Origin of the sequence: Kitasatospora sp. NPDC088351 (assembly GCF_040685575.1) — a bacterium.
GTDB lineage: Bacteria > Actinomycetota > Actinomycetes > Streptomycetales > Streptomycetaceae > Kitasatospora.
The window spans coordinates 25,395-45,999 of the sequence record NZ_JBFBIL010000049.1; the positions used below are offsets into that span (position 1 = coordinate 25,395).

General features: G+C 71.2%; 19 protein-coding genes. 12 read left to right on the plus strand and 7 right to left on the minus strand.

The features are described from left to right. Window positions 1-75: 75 nt before the first annotated feature. From rapZ to AB0P06_RS27765, 8 genes are all read left to right on the plus strand, one after another. Window positions 76-981, plus strand: coding sequence for an RNase adapter RapZ (rapZ, locus tag AB0P06_RS27730; RefSeq protein WP_363611951.1), 906 nt, complete (start codon window positions 76-78; stop codon window positions 979-981). A gap of 64 nt (window positions 982-1,045) precedes the next feature. Continuing rightward, entirely contained in the window at window positions 1,046-2,143 is a 1,098-nt protein-coding gene (gene yvcK, locus AB0P06_RS27735; RefSeq protein WP_363611953.1) for a uridine diphosphate-N-acetylglucosamine-binding protein YvcK, read from the plus strand. Continuing rightward, window positions 2,134-3,114 (plus strand): DNA-binding protein WhiA, encoded by a 981-nt coding sequence (gene whiA / locus AB0P06_RS27740; protein ID WP_148642545.1) that lies wholly within the window; start codon window positions 2,134-2,136, stop codon window positions 3,112-3,114. Before yvcK ends, whiA begins: the two co-directional genes overlap by 10 nt. Window positions 3,115-3,421: 307 nt before the next feature. After that, complete coding sequence (gap, locus tag AB0P06_RS27745) at window positions 3,422-4,426, plus strand: type I glyceraldehyde-3-phosphate dehydrogenase (protein WP_363611956.1); 1,005 nt, start codon at window positions 3,422-3,424, stop codon at window positions 4,424-4,426. 147 nt (window positions 4,427-4,573) lie between these two features. Beyond that, entirely contained in the window at window positions 4,574-5,779 is a 1,206-nt protein-coding gene (locus tag AB0P06_RS27750; RefSeq protein WP_363611958.1) for a phosphoglycerate kinase, read from the plus strand. Window positions 5,780-5,783: 4 nt separating this feature from the next. Continuing rightward, complete coding sequence (tpiA, locus tag AB0P06_RS27755; RefSeq protein ID WP_363611960.1) at window positions 5,784-6,569, plus strand: triose-phosphate isomerase; 786 nt, start codon at window positions 5,784-5,786, stop codon at window positions 6,567-6,569. Window positions 6,570-6,656: 87 nt separating this feature from the next. Beyond that, window positions 6,657-6,893, plus strand: coding sequence for a preprotein translocase subunit SecG (secG, locus tag AB0P06_RS27760; RefSeq protein WP_363611962.1), 237 nt, complete (start codon window positions 6,657-6,659; stop codon window positions 6,891-6,893). Window positions 6,894-7,097: 204 nt separating this feature from the next. Continuing rightward, the gene (locus AB0P06_RS27765) at window positions 7,098-7,385 is read left to right on the plus strand and encodes an RNA polymerase-binding protein RbpA (RefSeq protein WP_030308030.1); all 288 of its coding nucleotides are present in this window, start codon (window positions 7,098-7,100) and stop codon (window positions 7,383-7,385) included. A gap of 80 nt (window positions 7,386-7,465) precedes the next feature. On the opposite strand, the gene pgl is transcribed toward AB0P06_RS27765, so the two are convergent. From pgl to tkt, 5 genes are all read right to left on the minus strand, one after another. Then, on the minus strand, window positions 7,466-8,254 hold the full coding sequence (gene pgl / locus AB0P06_RS27770) for a 6-phosphogluconolactonase (RefSeq protein ID WP_363611964.1): 789 nt from the start codon (window positions 8,252-8,254) through the stop codon (window positions 7,466-7,468). Then, complete coding sequence (gene opcA / locus AB0P06_RS27775) at window positions 8,251-9,426, minus strand: glucose-6-phosphate dehydrogenase assembly protein OpcA (RefSeq protein ID WP_363611966.1); 1,176 nt, start codon at window positions 9,424-9,426, stop codon at window positions 8,251-8,253. The genes pgl and opcA overlap by 4 nt, the downstream gene beginning before the upstream one ends. Beyond that, complete coding sequence (gene zwf / locus AB0P06_RS27780) at window positions 9,423-11,012, minus strand: glucose-6-phosphate dehydrogenase (protein ID WP_363612024.1); 1,590 nt, start codon at window positions 11,010-11,012, stop codon at window positions 9,423-9,425. The genes opcA and zwf overlap by 4 nt, the downstream gene beginning before the upstream one ends. A 61-nt stretch (window positions 11,013-11,073) precedes the next feature. Then, the gene (tal, locus tag AB0P06_RS27785; protein ID WP_363611968.1) at window positions 11,074-12,213 is read right to left on the minus strand and encodes a transaldolase; all 1,140 of its coding nucleotides are present in this window, start codon (window positions 12,211-12,213) and stop codon (window positions 11,074-11,076) included. A 99-nt stretch (window positions 12,214-12,312) separates the two neighbouring features. Further along, the gene (gene tkt, locus AB0P06_RS27790; RefSeq protein ID WP_363611970.1) at window positions 12,313-14,412 is read right to left on the minus strand and encodes a transketolase; all 2,100 of its coding nucleotides are present in this window, start codon (window positions 14,410-14,412) and stop codon (window positions 12,313-12,315) included. Between the two features lie 476 nt (window positions 14,413-14,888). Here tkt and AB0P06_RS27795 point away from each other — a divergent pair, with 476 nt between their 5' ends. Then, window positions 14,889-15,830, plus strand: coding sequence for a heme o synthase (locus AB0P06_RS27795; RefSeq protein ID WP_363611972.1), 942 nt, complete (start codon window positions 14,889-14,891; stop codon window positions 15,828-15,830). A 79-nt stretch (window positions 15,831-15,909) separates the two neighbouring features. On the opposite strand, the gene AB0P06_RS27800 is transcribed toward AB0P06_RS27795, so the two are convergent. Further along, entirely contained in the window at window positions 15,910-16,551 is a 642-nt protein-coding gene (locus AB0P06_RS27800; RefSeq protein ID WP_363611974.1) for a DUF2461 domain-containing protein, read from the minus strand. A gap of 72 nt (window positions 16,552-16,623) precedes the next feature. Here AB0P06_RS27800 and AB0P06_RS27805 point away from each other — a divergent pair, with 72 nt between their 5' ends. Next, the gene (locus AB0P06_RS27805; RefSeq protein WP_363611976.1) at window positions 16,624-16,959 is read left to right on the plus strand and encodes a hypothetical protein; all 336 of its coding nucleotides are present in this window, start codon (window positions 16,624-16,626) and stop codon (window positions 16,957-16,959) included. A gap of 109 nt (window positions 16,960-17,068) precedes the next feature. Here the strand turns inward: AB0P06_RS27805 and AB0P06_RS27810 are convergent, their stop codons facing one another. Further along, window positions 17,069-17,998, minus strand: a complete 930-nt coding sequence (locus AB0P06_RS27810) for a COX15/CtaA family protein (protein ID WP_363612026.1) — start codon at window positions 17,996-17,998, stop codon at window positions 17,069-17,071. Window positions 17,999-18,279: 281 nt separating this feature from the next. On the opposite strand from AB0P06_RS27810, the gene AB0P06_RS27815 reads away from it, so the two are divergent. Beyond that, window positions 18,280-19,614 (plus strand): choice-of-anchor A family protein, encoded by a 1,335-nt coding sequence (locus AB0P06_RS27815; protein ID WP_363611978.1) that lies wholly within the window; start codon window positions 18,280-18,282, stop codon window positions 19,612-19,614. A gap of 301 nt (window positions 19,615-19,915) precedes the next feature. Next, complete coding sequence (locus tag AB0P06_RS27820; protein ID WP_363611980.1) at window positions 19,916-20,605, plus strand: LAETG motif-containing sortase-dependent surface protein; 690 nt, start codon at window positions 19,916-19,918, stop codon at window positions 20,603-20,605.

A 20,605-nucleotide genomic window follows, 5' to 3' on the forward strand; every position in this document is an offset into this window, starting at 1 on the left:
TGAGCCGGGGAAGCGCGGCCGCGCCACGCGCGTTCTCCTCAGCAGAACCACCGAGAGCGGGGAACCGAAGTGACGATGTCCGACGATGGGGGTACCCCCCGGCCGCCGGCCGCGGGGGAGAACACCCCGGAGCTAGTGATCATCTCAGGTATGTCCGGAGCCGGCCGCTCCACCGCGGCCAAGTGCCTGGAGGATCTGGGCTGGTTCGTGGTCGACAACCTGCCGCCCGCCCTGATCCCGACCATGGTCGACCTCGGCGCCCGTTCCCAGGGCAACGTCGCCCGGATCGGCGCCGTGGTGGACGTCCGTGGCCGCCAGTTCTTCGACGACCTGCTCACCTCGCTGGACGAGCTGGAGAAGCGCGGCGTCCGGCTCAGCGTGGTCTTCCTGGACTCCTCCGACGACGCGCTGGTCCGCCGGTTCGAGAGCGTGCGCCGCCCGCACCCGCTCCAGGCCGACGGCCGGATCGTCGACGGCATCGCCCAGGAGCGGGACCTCCTGCGCGAGCTGCGTGGCGAGGCCGATCTGGTGATCGACACCTCCAACCTCAACGTGCACCAGCTGCGCGCCAAGCTCGACGCCCAGTTCGCCGACCACGACGAGCCCGAACTGCGAGCCACCGTGATGTCCTTCGGCTTCAAGTACGGCCTGCCGGTCGACGCCGACCTGGTGGTGGACTGCCGCTTCCTGCCCAACCCGCACTGGGTGCCCGAGCTGCGGGCCCGGACGGGCACCGACGCGGACGTCGCCGACTACGTCTTCCAGCAGCCCGGCGCCAACGAATTCCTCAACGGCTACGCCGAACTGCTGAGGATCGTCACCGAGGGGTACCGACGCGAGGGGAAGCGCTACATGACCCTTGCCGTAGGCTGCACCGGTGGCAAGCACCGCAGCGTCGCGATGTCCGAGCGCCTGACGAAGCGTCTCATCGCCGATGGTGTCGAGACGGTGCTCGTCCACCGTGACATGGGACGGGAGTAGCCGCCGCGCCCCTGCCGGCCCGCCGGCGGAGACCGGCGGCGGGCGAGAGGAACGCGAGGTAGGTGTGACGGGATACGTGCCCGGGCGGCAGTTTCAGAACAAGACCGCCGACCGGACGGGGGGCCCGTCGCGCACCGCGGCGCCCAGTCGGCCGCGGACCAGCCCGGCCCGCACCAACCCGGCACCCAGGATCGCCGCCCTCGGCGGCGGCCAGGGCCTGTCCGCCTCGCTCTCCGCGCTGCGCCGGCTCACCACCGACCTCACCGCCGTGGTCACCGTCGCCGACGACGGCGGCTCCAGCGGGCGGCTGCGCGAGGAGCTCGGGGTGCTGCCCCCGGGGGACCTCCGCAAGGCGCTGGCCGCGCTCTGCGGGGACGACGACTGGGGCCGCACCTGGTCCGAGGTGATCCAGCAGCGCTTCACCGGCACCGGCGAGCTGGGCGGCCACGCCGTCGGCAACCTGCTGATCGTCGCGCTCTGGGAGAAGCTCGGGGACCCAGTGGCCGCCCTGGACTGGGTCGCCCGGCTGCTGAACGTCCAGGGCCGGGTGCTGCCGATGTCGGCGGTGCCACTGGACATCGAGGCGGTCGTCCGGGGCCACGACCCGGCGCGCCCGGGCGAGCTGTCCGCCGTGCGCGGCCAGGCCAGCGTCGCGGTGACGCCGGGCACGGTGCAGTCGATCCGGCTGCTGCCGGACGGGCCGCCGGCCGTCCCGGAGGCCGTCACCGCCGTCCGGGAGGCGGACTGGGTGGTGCTCGGCCCCGGCTCCTGGTTCACCAGCGTGCTGCCGCACCTGCTGGTGCCCGAGCTGGCCAAGGCGCTCACCGAGACCCGCGCCCGCCGGCTGCTCACCCTGAACCTGGCCCCGCAGCCCGGCGAGACCGAGGGCTTCACTCCGCAGCGCCACCTGGAGGTCATCGCCGACCACGCCCCCGCCCTCGCGGTGGATGCGATCCTGGTGGACGAGCGCGCCGTCAGCGGGGGCGCCTTCGGTCAGGCGGACCTGGCCGGCCTGGAGAAGGCCGCCGAGCGGATGGGCGCGGCCCTGGTGCTCGACCGGGTCGCCCGCGCCGACGGCACGCCGCGACACGACCCGGAGCTCTTGGCAGCCGCGTACGACCGGATTTTCCGGACACATGGAAGGATCGGGCCATGGCGATGACTCCAGCGGTGAAGGACGAAATCAGCCGGCTCCCGGTCACGAGGGCCTGCTGCCGCAAGGCGGAGGTGTCGGCGATCCTGCGATTCGCGGGCGGGCTCCACATCGTGAGCGGCCGCATCGTGATCGAGGCGGAGCTCGACACCGGCGCGGCGGCACGGCGACTGCGCAAGGACCTGCTGGAGATCTTCGGACACTCCTCGGACCTGGTGGTGATGGCACCCGGCGGCCTGCGGCGCGGCAGCCGCTACGTGGTCCGGGTGGTCAAGGACGGCGAGCTGCTGGCGCGGCAGACCGGCCTGGTGGACGGCCGAGGCCGCCCCATCCGGGGCCTGCCCCCGGCGGTCGTCTCCGGCGCGACCTGTGACGCCGAGGCGGCCTGGCGCGGGGCCTTCCTGGCGCACGGCTCGCTCACCGAGCCGGGCCGGTCCTCCTCGCTGGAGATCACCTGCCCCGGCTCCGAGGCGGCCCTGGCCCTGGTCGGCGCGGCCCGCCGGCTGGGCATCCCGGCCAAGGCCCGCGAGGTGCGCGGGGTGGACCGGGTGGTGATCCGCGACGGTGACGCCATCGGCGCGCTGCTGACCCGCCTGGGCGCCCACGAGTCGGTGCTGGCCTGGGAGGAGCGCCGGATGCGGCGCGAGGTGCGGGCCACCGCCAACCGTCTGGCCAACTTCGACGACGCCAACCTGCGCCGCTCGGCCCGCGCCGCCGTCGCGGCCGGCGCCCGGGTGCAGCGCGCGCTGGAGATCCTGGGCGAGGAGGTCCCCGAGCACCTGGCCGCCGCAGGCCAGCTGAGGATGCAGCACAAGCAGGCCTCGCTGGAGGAGCTGGGCGCCCTGGCCGACCCGCCGCTGACCAAGGACGCGGTGGCCGGCCGGATCCGCCGGCTGCTGGCGATGGCGGACAAGCGCGCCTCCGAGCTCGGCCTGCCCAGCACCGAGGCCAACCTGACCGACGAGATGGCGCTGAACTAGGCCTGGCCGGCCCTGATCCGGCCGGTGAAACCGACGACCGGTGCCCCTGACAGGGGCACCGGTCGTTTCGCGTTCGAACCGAGGGGACCAAGGGCCCGGCGGGCCTCCGGAGGGCGGGACCAACTGCCCGCAAGGCCAAGGACGGAAGCCCTGACCGCGCCCTCTTGACACGCCACGCCAAGGGCTCCGGCCCGGCCTGATGTGCCCTCCCAGGCCTTGGAGAGGTAGGGTCATGGGTGGTCGGGGACATCCCAAATTTCACCCCCGTCGGCATAGCTCCGGCGTACCTAACGAGGAGATCGGTTTCGTGACGATCCGGGTAGGCATCAACGGATTCGGCCGCATTGGCCGCAACTTCTTCCGTGCGGTTCAGGCCCAGGGCGCGGACATCGAGATCGTCGGTGTCAACGACCTGACCGACACCAAGACCCTGGCGCACCTGCTCAAGTACGACTCCATCCTGGGCACCTTCCCCGGCGAGGTCTCGCACACCGAGAACAGCATCACCGTCAACGGCAAGACCTTCAAGGTCATCGCCGAGCGTGACCCGGCCAACCTGCCCTGGGGCGAGCTGGGCGTCGACATCGTCATCGAGTCGACCGGTATCTTCACCAAGGCCGAGGCTGCGAAGAAGCACGTCACCGCCGGTGCGAAGAAGGTCATCATCTCGGCGCCCGCCACCGACGAGGACGTCACCATCGTCATGGGCGTCAACGACGAGAAGTACGACGCCGCGAAGCACACCGTCATCTCCAACGCCTCCTGCACCACCAACTGCGTGGCGCCGCTGGCCAAGGTGCTGAACGAGAACTTCGGCATCGTCAAGGGTCTGATGACCACGGTGCACGCGTACACCAACGACCAGGTCACGCTGGACTTCCCGCACAAGGACCTGCGTCGCGCCCGCGCCGCCGCCCTGAACATCATCCCGACCTCCACCGGTGCCGCCAAGGCCACCGCGCTGGTGCTGCCGGAGCTGAAGGGCAGGCTGGACGGCACCTCGCTGCGCGTCCCGGTCCCGACCGGTTCGATCACCGACCTGGTCGTCACCCTGGAGCGCGAGGTCACCGTCGCGGAGGTCAACGAGGCCTTCCAGAAGGCCTCCGAGGGCTCCCTCAAGGGCATCCTGCAGTACACCGAGGACCCGATCGTCTCCTCCGACATCGTGAACTCGCCGTTCTCCACGATCTTCGACTCGCTGATGACCATGGTCCAGGGCAACCAGGTCAAGGTCTTCGGCTGGTACGACAACGAGTGGGGCTACTCGAACCGTCTCGTCAACCTGACCACCCTCGTCGGCGGCCAGCTCTGACGCAGCGGGAGCTGACGTGATGTAGGGGTGAGGGCCCGGACGGCGTGTGCGGCCATCCGGGCCCTCGCTCTGCGCTCCCTCACCCCTCGGCGGCCCGGTGCAGTGCCGCCCCTCTGCACCACATCTCCCCAGGAGACCCGGAGACCTGTGAAGACCATCGAAGACCTCGACGTCGTCGGCAAGCGCGTGTTCGTCCGTGCGGACCTGAACGTCCCGCTGTCCGACGGCACGATCACCGACGACGGCCGGATCCGCGCCGTCGCCCCGACCATCGCCAAGCTCGTCGAGCGCGGTGCGAAGGTCGTCGTCGCCTCCCACCTCGGCCGCCCCAAGGGCGAGCCGGACCCGCAGTTCTCCCTCGCACCGGTGGCCGTCCGCCTTGGTGAGATCCTCGGCCGGTCGGTGTCCTTCGCGACCGACACCGTGGGTGAGAGCGCGAAGGCCACCGTCGCCGCCCTGGCCGACGGCGAGGTCACGCTGCTCGAGAACCTGCGCTTCAACGCCGGTGAGACCAGCAAGGACGACGCCGAGCGCGGCGCCTTCGCCGACCGGCTGGCCGAGCTGGCCGACCTGTACGTCGGCGACGGCTTCGGCGCGGTGCACCGCAAGCACGCCTCGGTGTACGACCTGCCGGCCCGCCTGCCGCACGCCGTCGGTGACCTGATCGCCACCGAGGTGGGCGTGCTCAAGCGCCTCACCGAGGAGGTCGAGCGCCCGTACGTGGTCGTGCTCGGCGGCTCCAAGGTGTCCGACAAGGTCGGCGTGATCGACAACCTGCTCGGCAAGGCCGACCGCATCCTGATCGGCGGGGGCATGGCGTACACCTTCCTCGCGGCCCAGGGCCACGAGGTCGGCATCTCGCTGCTGCAGAAGGACCAGATCCCGACGGTCCTGGACTACCTGAAGCGCGGCGAGGAGAACGGCGTCGAGTTCGTGGTGCCGGTGGACGTCGCCATCTCCGGGAGCTTCCCGGACACCAGGACGCACGCCCCGGTCGAGGACTTCGAGATCGTCGACGCGGACAAGATCCCCGCCGACAAGGAGGGCCTGGACATCGGCCCGAAGACCCGCGAGCTGTTCGCGGCGAAGCTGGCCGACGCCCGGACGGTGTTCTGGAACGGTCCGGTGGGCGTCTTCGAGCACCCGGCCTTCGCCGAGGGTACCAAGGCCGTCGCGCAGGCCCTGCTCGACAGCGACGCGTTCACCGTGGTCGGTGGCGGCGACTCCGCCGCGGCCGTCCGCATCCTGGGCTTCGACGAAACGAAGTTCGGGCACATCTCGACCGGCGGTGGCGCCAGCCTTGAGTACCTGGAGGGCAAGACCCTTCCCGGTCTCGCCGCCCTGGAAGGCTGAGGCAATGACTGAGCGTCTCCCGCTGATGGCGGGCAACTGGAAGATGAACCTCAACCACCTTGAGGCCATCCAGCACACCCAGAAGCTGGCCTTCGCGCTGGCCGACAAGGACTACCAGGCCGTCGAGGTCGCCGTCCTGGTGCCGTTCACCGATCTGCGCTCGGTGCAGACCCTGGTCGACGGCGACAAGCTGAAGATCAAGTACGGCTCGCAGGACATCTCGAAGCACGACTCCGGTGCGTACACCGGTGAGGTCTCGGGCCCGATGCTGTCCAAGCTGAAGTGCACCTACGCGGTGATCGGCCACTCGGAGCGCCGGCAGTACCACGGCGAGAACGAGGAGATCGTCAACGCCAAGGTCAAGGCCGCCTACCGCAGCGGGATCACCCCGATCCTGTGCATCGGCGAGCCGCTGGAGATCCGCAAGGCCGGCACCCACGTCGAGTACACCCTGGCCCAGCTCGACGGCGGCCTGCAGGACGTCCCGGCCGACCAGGCCGAGTCGATCGTGGTCGCCTACGAGCCGGTCTGGGCGATCGGCACCGGCGAGGTGGCCACCCCGGAGGACGCCCAGGAGGTCTGCGCGGCCATCCGTCGGCGGATCGCCGAGCTGTACAGCGCCGAGCTGGCCGACAAGGTCCGTGTGCTGTACGGCGGTTCGGTCAAGTCCTCCAGTGCGGCCGGCCTGATGGCCAAGCCGGACATCGACGGCGGCCTGATCGGCGGTGCCTCCCTGGACGCCGACGAGTTCGTCAAGATCGTGCGCTACCGTGACCAGGCAGTAGGCTAACGCCGCCGCAGCAACGTAGGCTTTGGGGCCGGACCGCCGTACGCGGCCCGGCCCCTTCGCCGAAGATACGAGAGAGTTGGTCCCGTCGTGGTTATCGGGTTCTCGATTGCCCTGATCATCTTCAGCCTGCTGATGATCCTCCTGGTGCTGCTGCACAAGGGGAAGGGCGGCGGCCTGTCCGACATGTTCGGTGGCGGCGCGATGTCCACCGGTGGCGGTTCGGCGGTGGCCGAGCGCAACCTCGACCGCATCACGATCATCGTCGGCGGCGCCTGGTTCGCCTGCATCATCGTGCTCGGCCTGGTGCTGAAGTACAAGAGCTGAGGTATTCCTGACGCCCCGTCGCCCCAGCGCCTATCCTGGGAGCGGCCGGGGCGGATGCGGTGGTGGTGGAACCTTAACTGCTGCTTACACTAGGACGACTTCGCCACCGACGCGCACCGCGGCGGGTCGGCGCACCAGCACGCAGGGAGTCAGACCGTGGCAAGTGGCAATGCCATCCGTGGCAGCAGGGTCGGAGCCGGCCCGATGGGCGAGGCGGAGCGCGGCGAGTCCGCCCCGCGCAACCGGATCTCCTTCTGGTGTGCCAACAAGCACGAGACCCGCCCGAGCTTCGCCGCCGAGGCCGTCATCCCGGACACCTGGGACTGCCCGCGCTGTGGCTTTCCGGCCGGTCAGGACGAGCACAACCCACCGGCTCCCTCGCGCAACGAGCCGTACAAGACCCACCTCGCCTACGTCCGCGAGCGGCGCACCGACGCCGACGGCGAGGCGATCCTCGCCGAGGCGCTGGCCAAGCTGCGCGGCGAGATCTGAGCCCGGGGCCGGTACCCGGTCCAACGCCGAAGGGCGTCACCGTCGAACGGTGACGCCCTTCGGCGTTTCCTGCCCGGCCGTCAGGCCGAGGCGGGCGGGTACAGCTGCGGCGGGATCTGCGCCGCCGCGGCGCGGTCGAGCAGCCACAGGGTGCGGCCCCGCCCGTACGCGCCGGAGGCGGGCGCCTGGATCTCGCCGGGGCCGGACAGCGCCACCGCGACGGCGTCGGCCTTGTCCTCGCCCGCCGCCAGCAGCCAGACCTCGCGGGCCTCCCGGATGGCCGGGAGGCTGAGCGAGATCCGGGTCGGCGGGGGCTTGGGCGCACCGCGGACGCCGATCACCGTCAGCTCGGTCTCCCGTACGCCCGGGTGCTCGGGGAAGAGCGAGGCGACATGGGTGTCCGGGCCGACGCCGAGCAGCAGCACGTCGAAGCAGGGCACGCCGAGCCGGTCGCCCGGCCCGGCGGCCTTCGCCAGCTCCTCGGCGTAGCGGGCCGCGGCGGCCTCCACGTCCGAGCCGTCCACGCCGTCCGAGGCGGGCATCTCGTGCACCCGCGCCGGGTCGAGCGGAACGGCGTCCAGCAGCTCCGCGCGGGCCTGGACGGCGTTGCGCTCGGGGTCCTGGGAGGGCACGAAACGCTCGTCGCCCCACCAGAGGTCCAGCCGGGCCCAGTCGACCGCGTCCCGGGCCGGGGAGGCGGCGATGGCGGCCAGCAGGGCGTTCCCGTTGCGCCCGCCGGTGAGCACCACCGAGGCGGTGCCGCGGGCGGCCTGGGCGTCCACGATCCGGGTGATCAGCCGGGCCGCGGCCGCCTGCGCCATCAGCTCCTTGTCCCGGTGGACGACCAGCTGCGGGGTGGCGGCGGTCACGAGTCGCTCCGCTTGGTGGTGCGCTTGGCCGCCTTGGCGGGGGCCTTCTTCGCCGCCGCAGGCTCCGCGGCCGGGGCCGCGCTCTCCGCGGACGCTTCCTCCGCAGCCGCCTTCTCCGCAGCCGCCTTCTCCGCGGTGAGCACCGCGGCCGTCACCCGGGCCGGGTTGGCGACGGTGGCCTCGGCGACGGTGGCCTCGGCGATCGCGTGGGCGACCTTCTCGGCCGCCGCCGTCTCGGCGTTGGCCGGCTCGCGCAGCCGCTCCACGGGGGTGCGTACGGCCGTGGCGTAGATGTCGTCCGGGTCGAGCCGGCGCAGCTCCTCGGCGATCAGCTCGGACGTCTCACGACGCTTGAGCGCCACCTGGCGGTCCGGGGAGCCGGGCATCGAGAGGGTGCCCATCAGGCCGTCCGGGCGGTCCAGGGTGATGTCCCCGTCCGCGGTACGCAGGTGCACCGCGGTGATGCCGGGGCCGCCGGTGACGACCCGCTCGACCGGCACGTGCAGCCGGTTGTGCAGCCAGAGGCCGAGCAGCTCCACGCTGGGGTTGTAGGACTCGCCCTCGACCACCGCGGAGGTGATCCTGGCGGGCCGCTGGTCCAGCGCGGCGGCCAGCATCGAGCGCCAGCCGGTGATCCTGGTCCAGGCCAGGTCGGTGTCGCCCGGGGTGTAGCTCTGGGCCCGCTGGGCGAGCTGGCCGACCGGGGACTCGGCGGTGACGGCGTCGGTGATCCGGCGCTGGGCGATCGAGCCCAGCGGGTCCTGCGCGGGGTGCGCGGGGGAGTTCTCGGGCCACCAGACCACCACCGGGGCGTCCGGCAGCAGCAGCGGCAGGACGACCGACTGGGCGTGCGCGACGAGCTCGCCGTGCATGCGCAGGATGACCGTCTCGCCGGAGCCGGCGTCCGAGCCGGCCAGGATCTCGGCGTCCAGACGGGTCTCGGCGCGGGCCCGGGGCGAACGCCCGGCGCGCTTGATGACCGCCAGGGTGCGCGAGGGGTGCTCGCGGGAGGCGTCGTTGGCGGCCTTGAGGGCGTCGTACGCGCTGCCCTCGTCGGTCACGATCACCAGGGTGAGCACCATGCCGGCGGCGGTGGAGCCGCTGATCCGGCGCGCCTCCATCAGGGCTGCGTTGATCTTGCTGGACGTGGTGTCCGTGAGGTCGATCTTCATGGCCGGCGCCAGCTCCTGCCGTCTCGTGCGAGCATCTCGTCCGCCTCGGCGGGGCCCCAGGTCCCGGCCGGGTACTGGGCGGGCCTGCCGTGGGTGTCCCAGTACCGCTCGATCGGGTCGAGGATCTGCCAGGAGAGCTCGACCTCCTGGTGACGCGGGAACAGGTTGGCGTCGCCGAGCAGCACGTCGAGGATGAGCCGCTCGTACGCCTCCGGGCTGGACTCGGTGAAGGACTCGCCGTAGGCGAAGTCCATCGTGACGTCGCGGACCTCGAAGGAGGTGCCCGGCACCTTGGAGCCGAACCGCACCGTCACGCCCTCGTCCGGCTGGACCCGGATGACCAGGGCGTTCTGCCCCAGCTCCTCGGTCGCGTAGGAGTCGAACGGCAGGTACGGGGCGCGCTGGAAGACCACCGCGATCTCGGTGACCCGGCGGCCGAGCCGCTTGCCGGTGCGCAGGTAGAACGGCACACCCGCCCAGCGGCGGTTGTTGATCTCCAGCTTGATGGCCGCGTAGGTGTCGGTCTTGGAGTCCGGGTCGATGCCGTCCTCGTCGAGGTAGCCGCCGACCTCCTCGCCGCCCTGCCAGCCGGCCGCGTACTGGCCGCGCACGGTGTGCCGGCCGAGGTCGGCCGGGAGCTTGACGGCGCTGAGCACCTTGAGCTTCTCGGCCACCAGCGCCTTGGGGTGGAAGGACGCCGGCTCCTCGATGGCGGTGAGCGCCATCAGCTGCAGCAGGTGGTTCTGGATGACGTCCCGGGCCGAGCCGATGCCGTCGTAGTAGCCGGCGCGGCCGCCGATGCCGATGTCCTCGGCCATCGTGATCTGGACGTGGTCGACGTACGACCGGTTCCAGATCGGCTCGAACATCTGGTTGGCGAAGCGCAGCGCCAGGATGTTCTGGACGGTCTCCTTGCCCAGGTAGTGGTCGATCCGGAAGACCTCGTCCCGGGGGAAGACCTCGTGGACGATCCGGTTCAGCTCCTGGGCGCTCTCCAGGTCGTGGCCGAAGGGCTTCTCGATGACGGCGCGCCGCCAGGAAGCCCTGCTGGGCCCCTCCTGCCCGTTGGCGGGCGAGGAGGGCGGATCGGCCAGACCGTGCTTCTTCAGCTGCTGGACGACGGTCGGGAAGAACTTCGGCGGGACGGAGAGGTAGAAGGCGAAGTTGCCGCCGGTGCCCTGCGCCTTGTCCAGCTCCTCGATGGTCTCGCGGAGCTTGTCGAAGGCGTCGTCGTCGTCGAAGGTGCCGTGGACGAAGCGCATGCCCTTGGCGAGCTGCTGCCAGACCTCTTCGCGGAACGGGGTCCGGGCGTGGTCCCGGACGGCGTCGTGGACCTCCTTGGCGAAGTCCTCGTCGTCCCACTCGCGCCGGGCGAAGCCGACGAGCGAGAAGCCCGGCGGCAGCAGACCGCGGTTGGCCAGGTCGTAGATGGCCGGCATCAGCTTCTTGCGGGACAGGTCGCCGGTGACTCCGAAGATGACCAGACCGGACGGCCCCGCGATGCGCGGGAGCCGTCGGTCGGCGGGGTCACGAAGCGGGTTGACGGGGGCCGGCGGACCATCGCCGGCGTCCGATTCGGACGTCAACTCGGGGTAGTCAGTGCTCACTGAAGGGGCTCCGCTTTCGTGCGCTGGCTGTGAGCGGGGGTCACTTCTCGTCGGCGAAGGAGGCGAGCGAGGCGGTGACGGTGTCGAGCAGCTCGTTCCAGGACTGCTCGAACTTCTCGACGCCCTCGTCCTCCAGCACCTGGACCACGTCGTCGTAGTCCACGCCGGCGGCGGCGATGGCGTCCATCACGGCCTTGGCGTCGGCGTAGTTGGGGACGATGGTGCCGCCGGTGATCACGCCGTGGTCGCCGGTGGCGTTCAGGGTGGCCTCGGGCATGGTGTTGACGGTGCCCGGGGCGACCAGCTCGGTGACGTACAGGGTGTCCGGCAGGGCCGGGTCCTTGACGCCGGTGGAGGCCCAGAGCGGGCGCTGCGGCTTGGCGCCGGCGGCCTCCAGGGCCGTCCAGCGGTCGCTGCCGGCGGTCTTGCCGTCGACGCTGCCGAAGACCTCCTCGTACGCCTGGTAGGCGAGGCGGGCGTTGGCCAGGGCGGCCTTGGAACGCAGCTGCCGGGCCTCGCCGCCGATCTTGTCGAGGCGCTTGTCGATCTCGGTGTCCACGCGGGAGACGAAGAAGGAGGCGACCGACTCGATCTGGGAGAGGTCCAGGCCCTTGGCCTTGGCGGCCTCCAGGCCGGTCAGGTAGGCGTCGATGACCGCGCGGTAGCGCTCCAGCGAGAAGATCAGCGTGACGTTGACGCTGATGCCCTTGCCGATGACCTCGGCGATCGCGGGCAGACCGGCCTTGGTGGCGGGGATCTTGATGAACACGTTCGGGCGGTCGACCAGCCACCACAGCTGCTTGGCCTCGGCGATGGTGGCGGCGGTCTCGTGGGCCAGCCGCGGGTCGACCTCGATGGAGACCCGGCCGTCGCGGCCGTTGGAGGCGTCGTAGACCGGGCGCAGCACGTCGGCGGCGTCGCGCACGTCCGAGGTGGTGATCATGCGGACGGCCTCGTCGGTGGTGACCTTGCGGACGGCGAGGTCGCGCAGCTGGCCGTCGTAGGAGCTGTCGCCGCCGCCGATGGCCTTCTGGAAGATGGTGGGGTTGGTCGTGACACCCACCACGTGCTTGTTCTGCACCAGCTCGGCGAGGTTGCCGGTGTTCAGCCGCTTGCGGCTGAGGTCGTCCAGCCAGATCGCCACGCCTTCGTCGCTGAGGCGCTTCAGTGCGTCAGTCATGGTGCTTCAGTCCTTACTTCTCTTTGTCTGTCTGTCTGTGGGGTCGTCAGACCGGCCGGGGGGCCCGATGTGCGGTCGGGCACCCCCGGCCAAGGGCCGTCAGCGGTTGACGGCCTCGAGCGAGCGCAGCGCGTTGTGCGCCTCGGCCACCACGGCCTCGGCGGTCAGGCCGAACTCCTGGAACAGCACCTTGTAGTCGGCGGAGGCGCCGAAGTGCTCCAGCGAGACGATCCGGCCGTGGTCGCCGACCAGCTCGCGCCAGCCCTGGGCGATGCCGGCCTCGACCGACACCCGGGCCTTGACGGTGGGCGGCAGCACGCTGTCGCGGTAGGCCTGGTCCTGCTCCTGGAACCACTCGAAGGACGGCACCGAGACCACGCGGGTCGCGATGCCCTCCGCCTCCAGGACCTCGCGGGCCTTGACGGCCAGCTGGACCTCGGAGCCGGTGCCGAGCAGGATCACCTGCGGGACGCCGTTGGAGGCCTCGGCCAGGATGTAGCCGCCCTTCGCGGTGCCCTCGGCGGAGGCGAACACCTCGCGGTCGAAGGTCGGGACGTTCTGGCGGGTGAGCGCCAGGCCGACCGGGCCGGGGTGGCTGGTCTGCCGCTCGATGACGGTGCGCCAGGCGACGGCCGTCTCGTTGGCGTCGGCCGGGCGGACGATGGACAGGCCCGGGATGGCGCGCAGCGAGGCCAGGTGCTCCACCGGCTGGTGGGTCGGGCCGTCCTCGCCGAGGCCGATCGAGTCGTGCGTCCAGACGTAGGTGACCGGCAGCTTCATCAGCGCGGCCAGGCGGACGGCCGGGCGCATGTAGTCGGCGAAGACCAGGAAGGTGCCGCCGAACACGCGGGTCCGGCCGTGCAGCGCGATGCCGTTCATGGTCGAGCCCATGGCGTGCTCGCGGATGCCGAAGTGGATCGTCCGGCCGTACGGGCTGGCGCTCTTCAGCGGGTTGCCCTCGGGGAGGAAGGAGCTCTCCTCGTCGATGGTGGTGAGGTTGGACTCCGCGAGGTCGGCCGAGCCGCCCCACAGCTCCGGGATCACCGCGCCGAGCGCCTTGAGGGTCTCGCCACTGGCCTTGCGGGTGGCGACCTCCTTGCCGGACTCGAAGACCGGGACGGACTTCTTCCAGCTCTCGGGCAGCTCGCCGGCCTGGATGCGGTCGAACTCGGCGGCGCGCTGCGGGTGGGCGGCGCGCCAGGCGTTGAACGACTGCTCCCACTCGCCGCGGGCGGCCTTGCCGCGCTTGATCACCAGGCGGGCGTGCTCGATGACCTTGTCGCTGACCTCGAAGGTCTTCTCCGGGTCGAAGCCCAGGACCTTCTTGGTGGCGGCGATCTCGGCGGCACCGAGCGCGGAGCCGTGCGCCTTGGCGGTGTTCTGCGCGTCCGGGGCGGGCCAGGCGATGATGGTGCGCATCGCGATGATCGACGGGCGGGAGGTCTCGGCCCTGGCCGCGTCCAGCGCCTCGGCGAGGGCGGCCACGTCGATGTCGCCGTTGGACCTCGGGGTGACCCGCTGAACGTGCCAGCCGTACGCCTCGTAGCGCTTGAGGACGTCCTCGGAGAAGGCCGTCTCGGTGTCGCCCTCGATCGAGATGTGGTTGTCGTCGTAGAGCGCGACCAGGTTGCCGAGCTTCTGGTGGCCGGCGAGCGAGGAGGCCTCGGCGGAGATGCCCTCCTCCAGGTCGCCGTCGGAGACGATGGCCCAGATGGTGTGGTCGAAGGGGGACTCGCCGGCCGGGGCGTCCGGGTCGAACAGACCGCGCTCGAAACGGGCGGCCATCGCCATGCCCACGGCGTTGGCGATGCCCTGGCCGAGCGGGCCGGTGGTGGTCTCGACGCCCGCGGTGTGGCCGTGCTCGGGGTGGCCCGGGGTGCGGCTGCCGGCGACCCGGAAGGCCTTGAGGTCGTCCAGCTCCAGGCCGTAGCCGGAGAAGTAGAGCTGGGTGTAGAGGGTCAGGCTGGTATGCCCGGGGGAGAGGACGAAGCGGTCGCGCCCCACCCAGGCCGGGTCGGTCGGGTCGTGGCGCAGGAAGCGCTGGAAGATCAGGTACGCCGCGGGGGCCAGCGACATGGCCGTCCCGGGGTGTCCGTTGCCGACCTTCTGGACCGCGTCCATGGCCAGCACACGGGCAGTGTCCACCGTCCGCTCGTCCAGCTCGGACCACTCGAATGCATTCGTCGGCGTCGTGCTCACCCTGTCTCAGGGCTCCTTCCGTTGTGAAGAGTGACCCCGTGAAGGGGACCGGGTCGGCCACGTCGCTGTGGCCCGACGCTTGGGTGGTGCCGGTCACGGAGGGTAGATCCCGCTTCTTCGTGCGAGCCTACCGTCCGGGCCGGGGCTCACCCTCCGTGGTTGCACAACCCACGTGTCCGGGCCACCATTCCCCGTCCGGGTGGACAGAGTCTTTGTCCAGCCTCGCCCAGGTTCGGACGGTTTGCCTCCCCGGCGCGCGGACGGGGGAGTTCCGGCCTCCGGAGGGCCGCCGAGGCATCCGTCCAGGCCACCGCGGCGGGGTTCACCCGGGGGTGTGCGATCCGCCCCGCCGGGGGACCCCGGAGCCGGTGGGGAGATATGGAGCGTCTAAGGTGGCGTGGTACGCGCAGGGCGGACGATTCGGGAACTTTGTTCCGATGGACGCCTGCGAAGGTTCATCTTCAGTTGGGGTGTTAGTGACCGCCGTCGAATCCCGTCCCGCCGGGGTCACCGGGGCGACGCCTGCGCACCGGCCGTTCGGGGCCCGTGTCGGCGCATTCGTCGCTCTGACCAAGCCTCGGATCATCGAACTGCTGCTGATCACCACCGTGCCGGTGATGTTCCTGGCGCAGCGCGGTGTTCCGGATCCGCTGCTGGTGCTGGAGGTCGTCATCGGCGGCTACCTCTCGGCGGGCGGCGCCAACGCGCTGAACATGTACATCGACCGCGACATCGACGCGGTGATGTCGCGGACCGAGCGGCGGCCGCTGGTCACCGGCATGGTGTCGCCGCGCGAGGCGCTGGTCTTCGGCATCGCGCTGGCGATCGGCTCCACGGTCTGGCTGGCCTACTTCGTCAATGCGCTGTCGTCGCTGCTGGCGCTGTCGGCGCTGCTGTTCTACGTCTTCGTCTACACGCTCGGCCTGAAGCGGCGCACCGCGCAGAACATCGTCTGGGGCGGGATCGCCGGCTGCATGCCGGTGTTCGTCGGCTGGGCGGCGGTCACCAACTCGGTGTCCTGGTCGGCGCTGGTGCTCTTCCTGGTCATCTTCTTCTGGACGCCGCCGCACTACTGGCCGCTGTCGATGAAGGTGCGCGAGGACTACGAGCGGGCCGGCGTGCCGATGCTGCCGGTGATCAAGGGCAACCTGGCGGTCGCCAAGCAGATCGTCATCTACTCCTGGGTCATGGTCGCCGTCTCGCTGGCGCTGTGGCCGCTGGCGGAGACCAGCTGGCTGTACCCCGTCTCGGCGGTGCTGCTGGGCGCGGCCTGGCTGAAGGAGGCGCACGGGCTGTACGCCCGCGCCAAGGCCGGGGTGGTGGGCGCCAAGCTGAAGGAGATGCGCCTGTTCCACTGGTCGATCACCTATCTGACGCTGCTGTTCGTGGTGATCGCGGTGGATCCGTTCGTGAAGTAGAAGTAGGAGCCGCACCCGAAGGGCCCCGGTCGTCGACCGGGGCCCTTCGGCGTTCTTGCGCGGCCGTTCGGCGGCCCGTTCAGCGGCGCGGCAGACCACTCGGCCCGACGTGGCCGTCCAGCCAGTCCTTGAGGGGCTGGGAGGCGCGCAGGAAGCCGGTGATCCGGCGGTGGGCGGCCCGGGTGCCGAGCCACTCGGCGGGCGGCCACTCCTGCCAGGCGATCAGCCCCTTGTGGCGCAGCAGCTCGATCCTGGGGTGGTCCCTGGGGTAGCCGCGCGGGGCGGACTTCAGGCTGTCCCGGCCGACGACCTGGGGGCCGGCCGCGCGGACCCGGGCGATCACCCGCTCCAGCTCGGCGCCGCCGACGTCCTCGGCGACGGCCGCCCGGTAGCGCTCCAACTGGTCGGCCGCCAGCTGGTAGAGGCCGTTGCCGCAGGCCAGGCCGTCGGCGGAGAGCTGGATGTAGCCGCCGGCCGCCAGATGGGCGCCGATGTGGGTCTTGTACGGGGACTTGTCGGCGCTGAACCGGACGTCGCGGTTGGGCCGGAAGATCTTTCCCGGTCCGAACTCGGGTTCCAGCTCGGCCAGCAGCCGCTCCATCGGCTCGCGGACGGCCTGCTCGTACCGGGCCTTGTGGGACTGCCAGAAGGTCTTGGAGTTGTCGGCCTCCAGGTGCTCGTAGAAGTCGAGCGCCTCGGCCGGCCAGCCTTGGAAGGTCACCGTTCCAGTATGTGGCCCGGTGCACAGTCCGCTCCCGTCGCCAGCTCCGCTACCGATGGGTAGCATGCGGGCATGAGCAGCGCAGAGACCGCCACCACCGCCGCGCCGGACGCCCGCGCCGAGCGCCGCGCCAAGCGCATCGCCAAGCACCTCAGCAGCTTCGCCCGGCAGCACGGCGGCAGCGCCGACGGCGTCGTCGAGTACATGGGCTCCATCGGCACCCGGATCGTGGTGGTCGGCGCGGACGGCGCCTGGGGCGACCAGGTCGCCCCGAGCTACGCCGTCGGGCGCCGGGCCGCCGAACTGGCCGGGGTGACCCTGCACGACAGCTTCGAGGGCGAGCTGGGCCTCCGGGTGAAGACCGGCCCGTACGAGTGGAAGCGGATGGCCGGCATCCAGCTCGGCTGATCCCGCGTACGGCGACTGATCCCGCGTACGGCGACGGCCCGGCCCCCCGCTTCGGGGGGACCGGGCCGTACTGCCGTTCCGGCCGCTCGCCGGCCGCCTGTCGGCCGCCTCAGACCGTGGCGGCCTGCGGGGCCTGGGTCTGGGCCTGGGCCGGCAGCGGGGTGGCGGGCGCGTCCTCGCGGACCCGCAGCGCCAGCGGGATGCGCAGCGCGGCGATCCAGGTCAGCGTGGCGCCCAGCATGTGCAGGCCGACCAGGATCTCCGGCACGTCGGTGAAGTACTGGACGAAGCCGAGCACGCCCTGGACCAGCAGCACCGCGAACAGCTCGCGGGCCCGGGCGCGGGCGGCCGGCGGGGCCTTCACGGCGGCGAAGACGAAGATCACCGCGATCGCCAGGCCGACCGAGACGAACGCCAGGTCGGCGTGGACCTGGGTGAGCCGGTCGTAGTCGATCGGGATCCGGGGGACGAGCTTGTTGTCCTTGGGCGTCCCCGGGTGGTGGCCTGCGCCGGTCACCAGCGTCCCGGCCGCCACCAGCAGGCCGATCACGGTGACCAGGACGTACGACAGCTGGACGATCGGGCGGGCCACCGCCGGCCGCGGCGGGCCGTCGCCCTCCTTCGTCCGCTCCCACATCAGCAGCGCGACCCAGACCAGGCCCATCGCGGCGATCAGGTGCAGCGCCACCGTGTACGGGTTGAGGCCGGTCAGCACGGTGATGCCGCCGAGTACGGCGTTGCTCATCACCAGCCAGAACTGCGCCCAGCCCAGCTTGGTCAGGCTGCGCCGCCAGGGCCGGTGACAGCGGGCGGCCAGGATCGCCCAGCCGACCGCGGCGCTCAGCACATAGGTGAGCATCCGGTTGGTGAACTCGACGATGCCGTGGAAGCCCATCTCGGGCGTCGGCGTCAGGCTCTCGTCGGTACAGCGGGGCCAGGTGGTGCAGCCGAGGCCGGAGGCGGTGAGCCGGACGGCGCCGCCGGTCACGACGATCACCACGCTCATCACCAGCGCGGTGAACGCGGCGCGCCGGACCATGGCGGCGGACGGCTGCCAGCGTTCGGCGAGCAGGGAGAAGGGGGTACGCACGGGGTCAATCGTAGGCGGCCTTACAGGCGATCTTGGGGCGGGGCGGTGCCGCGCGGCCGGTTCTTTCCGGGTTTGCCTTCGAGGCAAGGCCGGCGGGCGCAAACGGGACTGTTCGGACATGGTGGTCATTGGTCTTGACCAATCACCCGTTTGGCCGAAAGAGTGCGGTTTGGTCCATACCTTTTTAGGGACCACTCCCACCCCCCGCACCTCAAGCGGAGATCCTGCACATGCGCATACACATACCCGCCGCTGCGCTCGCACTCGGCGGATCCCTTGCCCTGGCCGGTCTCATCGCCCCGGCCGCCCACGCCACCGGCTCCGGCGAGCAGTGCCAGAGCCTCGGAGTGGCCAATCTCTACGGGGAGTTCATCGAGGGCGACGACACCCATACCCCCGACGCCGAAGGCGCGGTGGCGGTCGGCGGCAACGCCAACTTCACCGGCGGCTTCTCGGTCGGTCAGGAGCTCACCCCCGGCCAGATCGCGGCCCTGCCCGGCGGCAACGCGCTGGTCGTCGCCGGCAGCATCACCGGTCACAACACGCAGGTCATGAAGGGGAACGGCGTCTTCGGCTCGAAGGCCAACGCTGCCGTCATCGACGCGCACCAGGGCAAAATCAGCCAAGGTGCCTCCCCGATCGACTTCAAGGCCGAGTTCGCCAAGCTGCGCTCCGCCTCCTCCTCGCTCGCCGCCGCGCCGCAGACCGCCGGTGCCAAGGTCGAGGCGAAGGGTGCGGACCTCTACCTGAGCAGCGGCGACGCCAAGCTGAACAGCTTCACCGTCAGTGCCGGCACGCTCCAGGGCGCCACCAACGTCTTCATCAAGGTGCCGGCCGGTTCGGTCACGGTGATCAACGTGACCGGTGACGCGTACGACATGGCCGCCGCCAAGACCACCGGCTTCCACCTGTGGGACGCGGCCAAGGAGTCCTACGTCCTGGACGACAAGCTCCAGAGCGCCTCCGGCGGGGCCGTCCGGGCCAAGCTGCTCTGGAACTTCCCGACCGCGACCAGGGTGGTCAAGAACAGCCAGGCCGCCTGGGCCGGCACCGTGCTGGCGCCGAACGCCGCGTTCGACCTCGGCAGCGCCGGACCGGTCAACGGTTCGGTGATCGCCAAGTCGCTGACCGGCAAGGGCGGTGCCGAGACGCACCACTACCCGTTCACCGGCTGCCTGCCGACCGTCGTCCCGCCGCCGACCACCGTGCCCACCGTTCCGCCGGTGGTGCCGAGCGGTACGCCGTCGGCGACCACCACCCCGAGCACGCCCGGCACGCCGGGTACGCCGGAGGCCTCGGCGACCCCGGGGGCCTCCGGCAGCCCGTCCGCCCCGGCGAGCGGCCAGCCCAGCCCGGGTGCCTCGGCCAGCCCCTCGGCCTCCGTCTCGGCGGTGGCGAGTGCCGGAGCCTCGGCCAGCCCGTCCGCGGAGGCGAACGCCGGCGGCGGTCTGGCGCACACCGGCTCCGGGCCGGTCGTTCCGCTGGCGATCGGCGGGGCGGTCGTGATCGCCGCCGGTGGCGCGATCGTGGTGGCCACACGTCGCCGGGCGGCCAAGAAGGCCTGACCGCATGCCGATTGATCGTTCATGTTGCCCTCGGTGGTCGAATCGGACCGCCGGGGGCAACACTTTTTGGCCGGTGTGACGGAATCCATTCAAGTTTGCCGAATCGGTGTTGTGCGAGGTGACGGGTGTGATGGGCTGGCCATGCACATCCGGGGGCGGACGGACAGACGAAATCCGGCCGTACGACGGGGTGTGGTGAGGTGCGGGGGTGCCGGTAGAGTCCCCCCGGACAGCCGTAGCGGGCCACCGCCTGACCACTCAACAAGCCTGCTGCACAAGACCGTTCGGAGGGGACAACGAAATGGCGCGACAGCAGCGGCAGCTCGGCATCAGGAGCGCGGCACTCGCGGGAACGGCGGCGGCCGCCGTCCTCCTGCCCGTGGCCCTGGCGACCAACGCCTCGGCGCACATTCCCACGTGGACGACGAGCTGCGACAAGGTCGTGATCGACCTGACCAATTACAGCGACACGAACGGTGTGAAGAACACCGTCAGCCTCACCATCGACGGCGAAAAGGTGCTCGACCAGAAGGAGTTCGGCAAGGAGTACCACGGTGCCTTCCCGGTGAAGGACCACTCCGCGCCGGTCGCCGCGACCTTTGTGGTCACGACCACCGAGGACCCGAAGAACAGCGACTGGAACAAGACGGAGACCAGGACGATCGAGGTCTGCCACACCCCGACTCCGACCCCGACCCCGACTCCGACCCCCACGCCGACGCCGACGCCTACGCCCACCAAGACCCCCACGCCCACACCGACACTCACCCCGACCCCCACGCCCACGCCCACCCGGACCCCGACGCCCACGGCGACGCCCACGCCCAGCCGGACGCCCACCCCGGTGCCCACCACCCCTGGCCCGGTGCTCGCCCAGACCGGTAGCAGCGACGCCACCCCCGCCATCGCGGCGGCCGGCGGCGGTGTCCTCCTCCTCGGCGGCGCCCTCGTCCTGATCACCCGCAAGCGGCGCGGCGGCAACCACAACTGA

What these genes read in the sequence shown, in the direction of transcription:
- AB0P06_RS27805 (WP_363611976.1), top strand. Translation starts at nt 16,624, where the DNA reads ATGAGCAGCGCAGAGACCGCCACCACCGCCGCGCCGGACGCCCGCGCC.
- whiA (WP_148642545.1), top strand. Translation starts at nt 2,134, where the DNA reads ATGGCGATGACTCCAGCGGTGAAGGACGAAATCAGCCGGCTCCCGGTC.
- tpiA (WP_363611960.1), top strand. Translation starts at nt 5,784, where the DNA reads ATGACTGAGCGTCTCCCGCTGATGGCGGGCAACTGGAAGATGAACCTC.
- tal (WP_363611968.1), bottom strand. Translation starts at nt 12,213, where the DNA reads ATGACTGACGCACTGAAGCGCCTCAGCGACGAAGGCGTGGCGATCTGG.
- AB0P06_RS27765 (WP_030308030.1), top strand. Translation starts at nt 7,098, where the DNA reads ATGGGCGAGGCGGAGCGCGGCGAGTCCGCCCCGCGCAACCGGATCTCC.
- AB0P06_RS27820 (WP_363611980.1), top strand. Translation starts at nt 19,916, where the DNA reads ATGGCGCGACAGCAGCGGCAGCTCGGCATCAGGAGCGCGGCACTCGCG.
- opcA (WP_363611966.1), bottom strand. Translation starts at nt 9,426, where the DNA reads ATGAAGATCGACCTCACGGACACCACGTCCAGCAAGATCAACGCAGCC.
- AB0P06_RS27815 (WP_363611978.1), top strand. Translation starts at nt 18,280, where the DNA reads ATGCGCATACACATACCCGCCGCTGCGCTCGCACTCGGCGGATCCCTT.
- AB0P06_RS27810 (WP_363612026.1), bottom strand. Translation starts at nt 17,998, where the DNA reads ATGGTCCGGCGCGCCGCGTTCACCGCGCTGGTGATGAGCGTGGTGATC.
- rapZ (WP_363611951.1), top strand. Translation starts at nt 76, where the DNA reads ATGTCCGACGATGGGGGTACCCCCCGGCCGCCGGCCGCGGGGGAGAAC.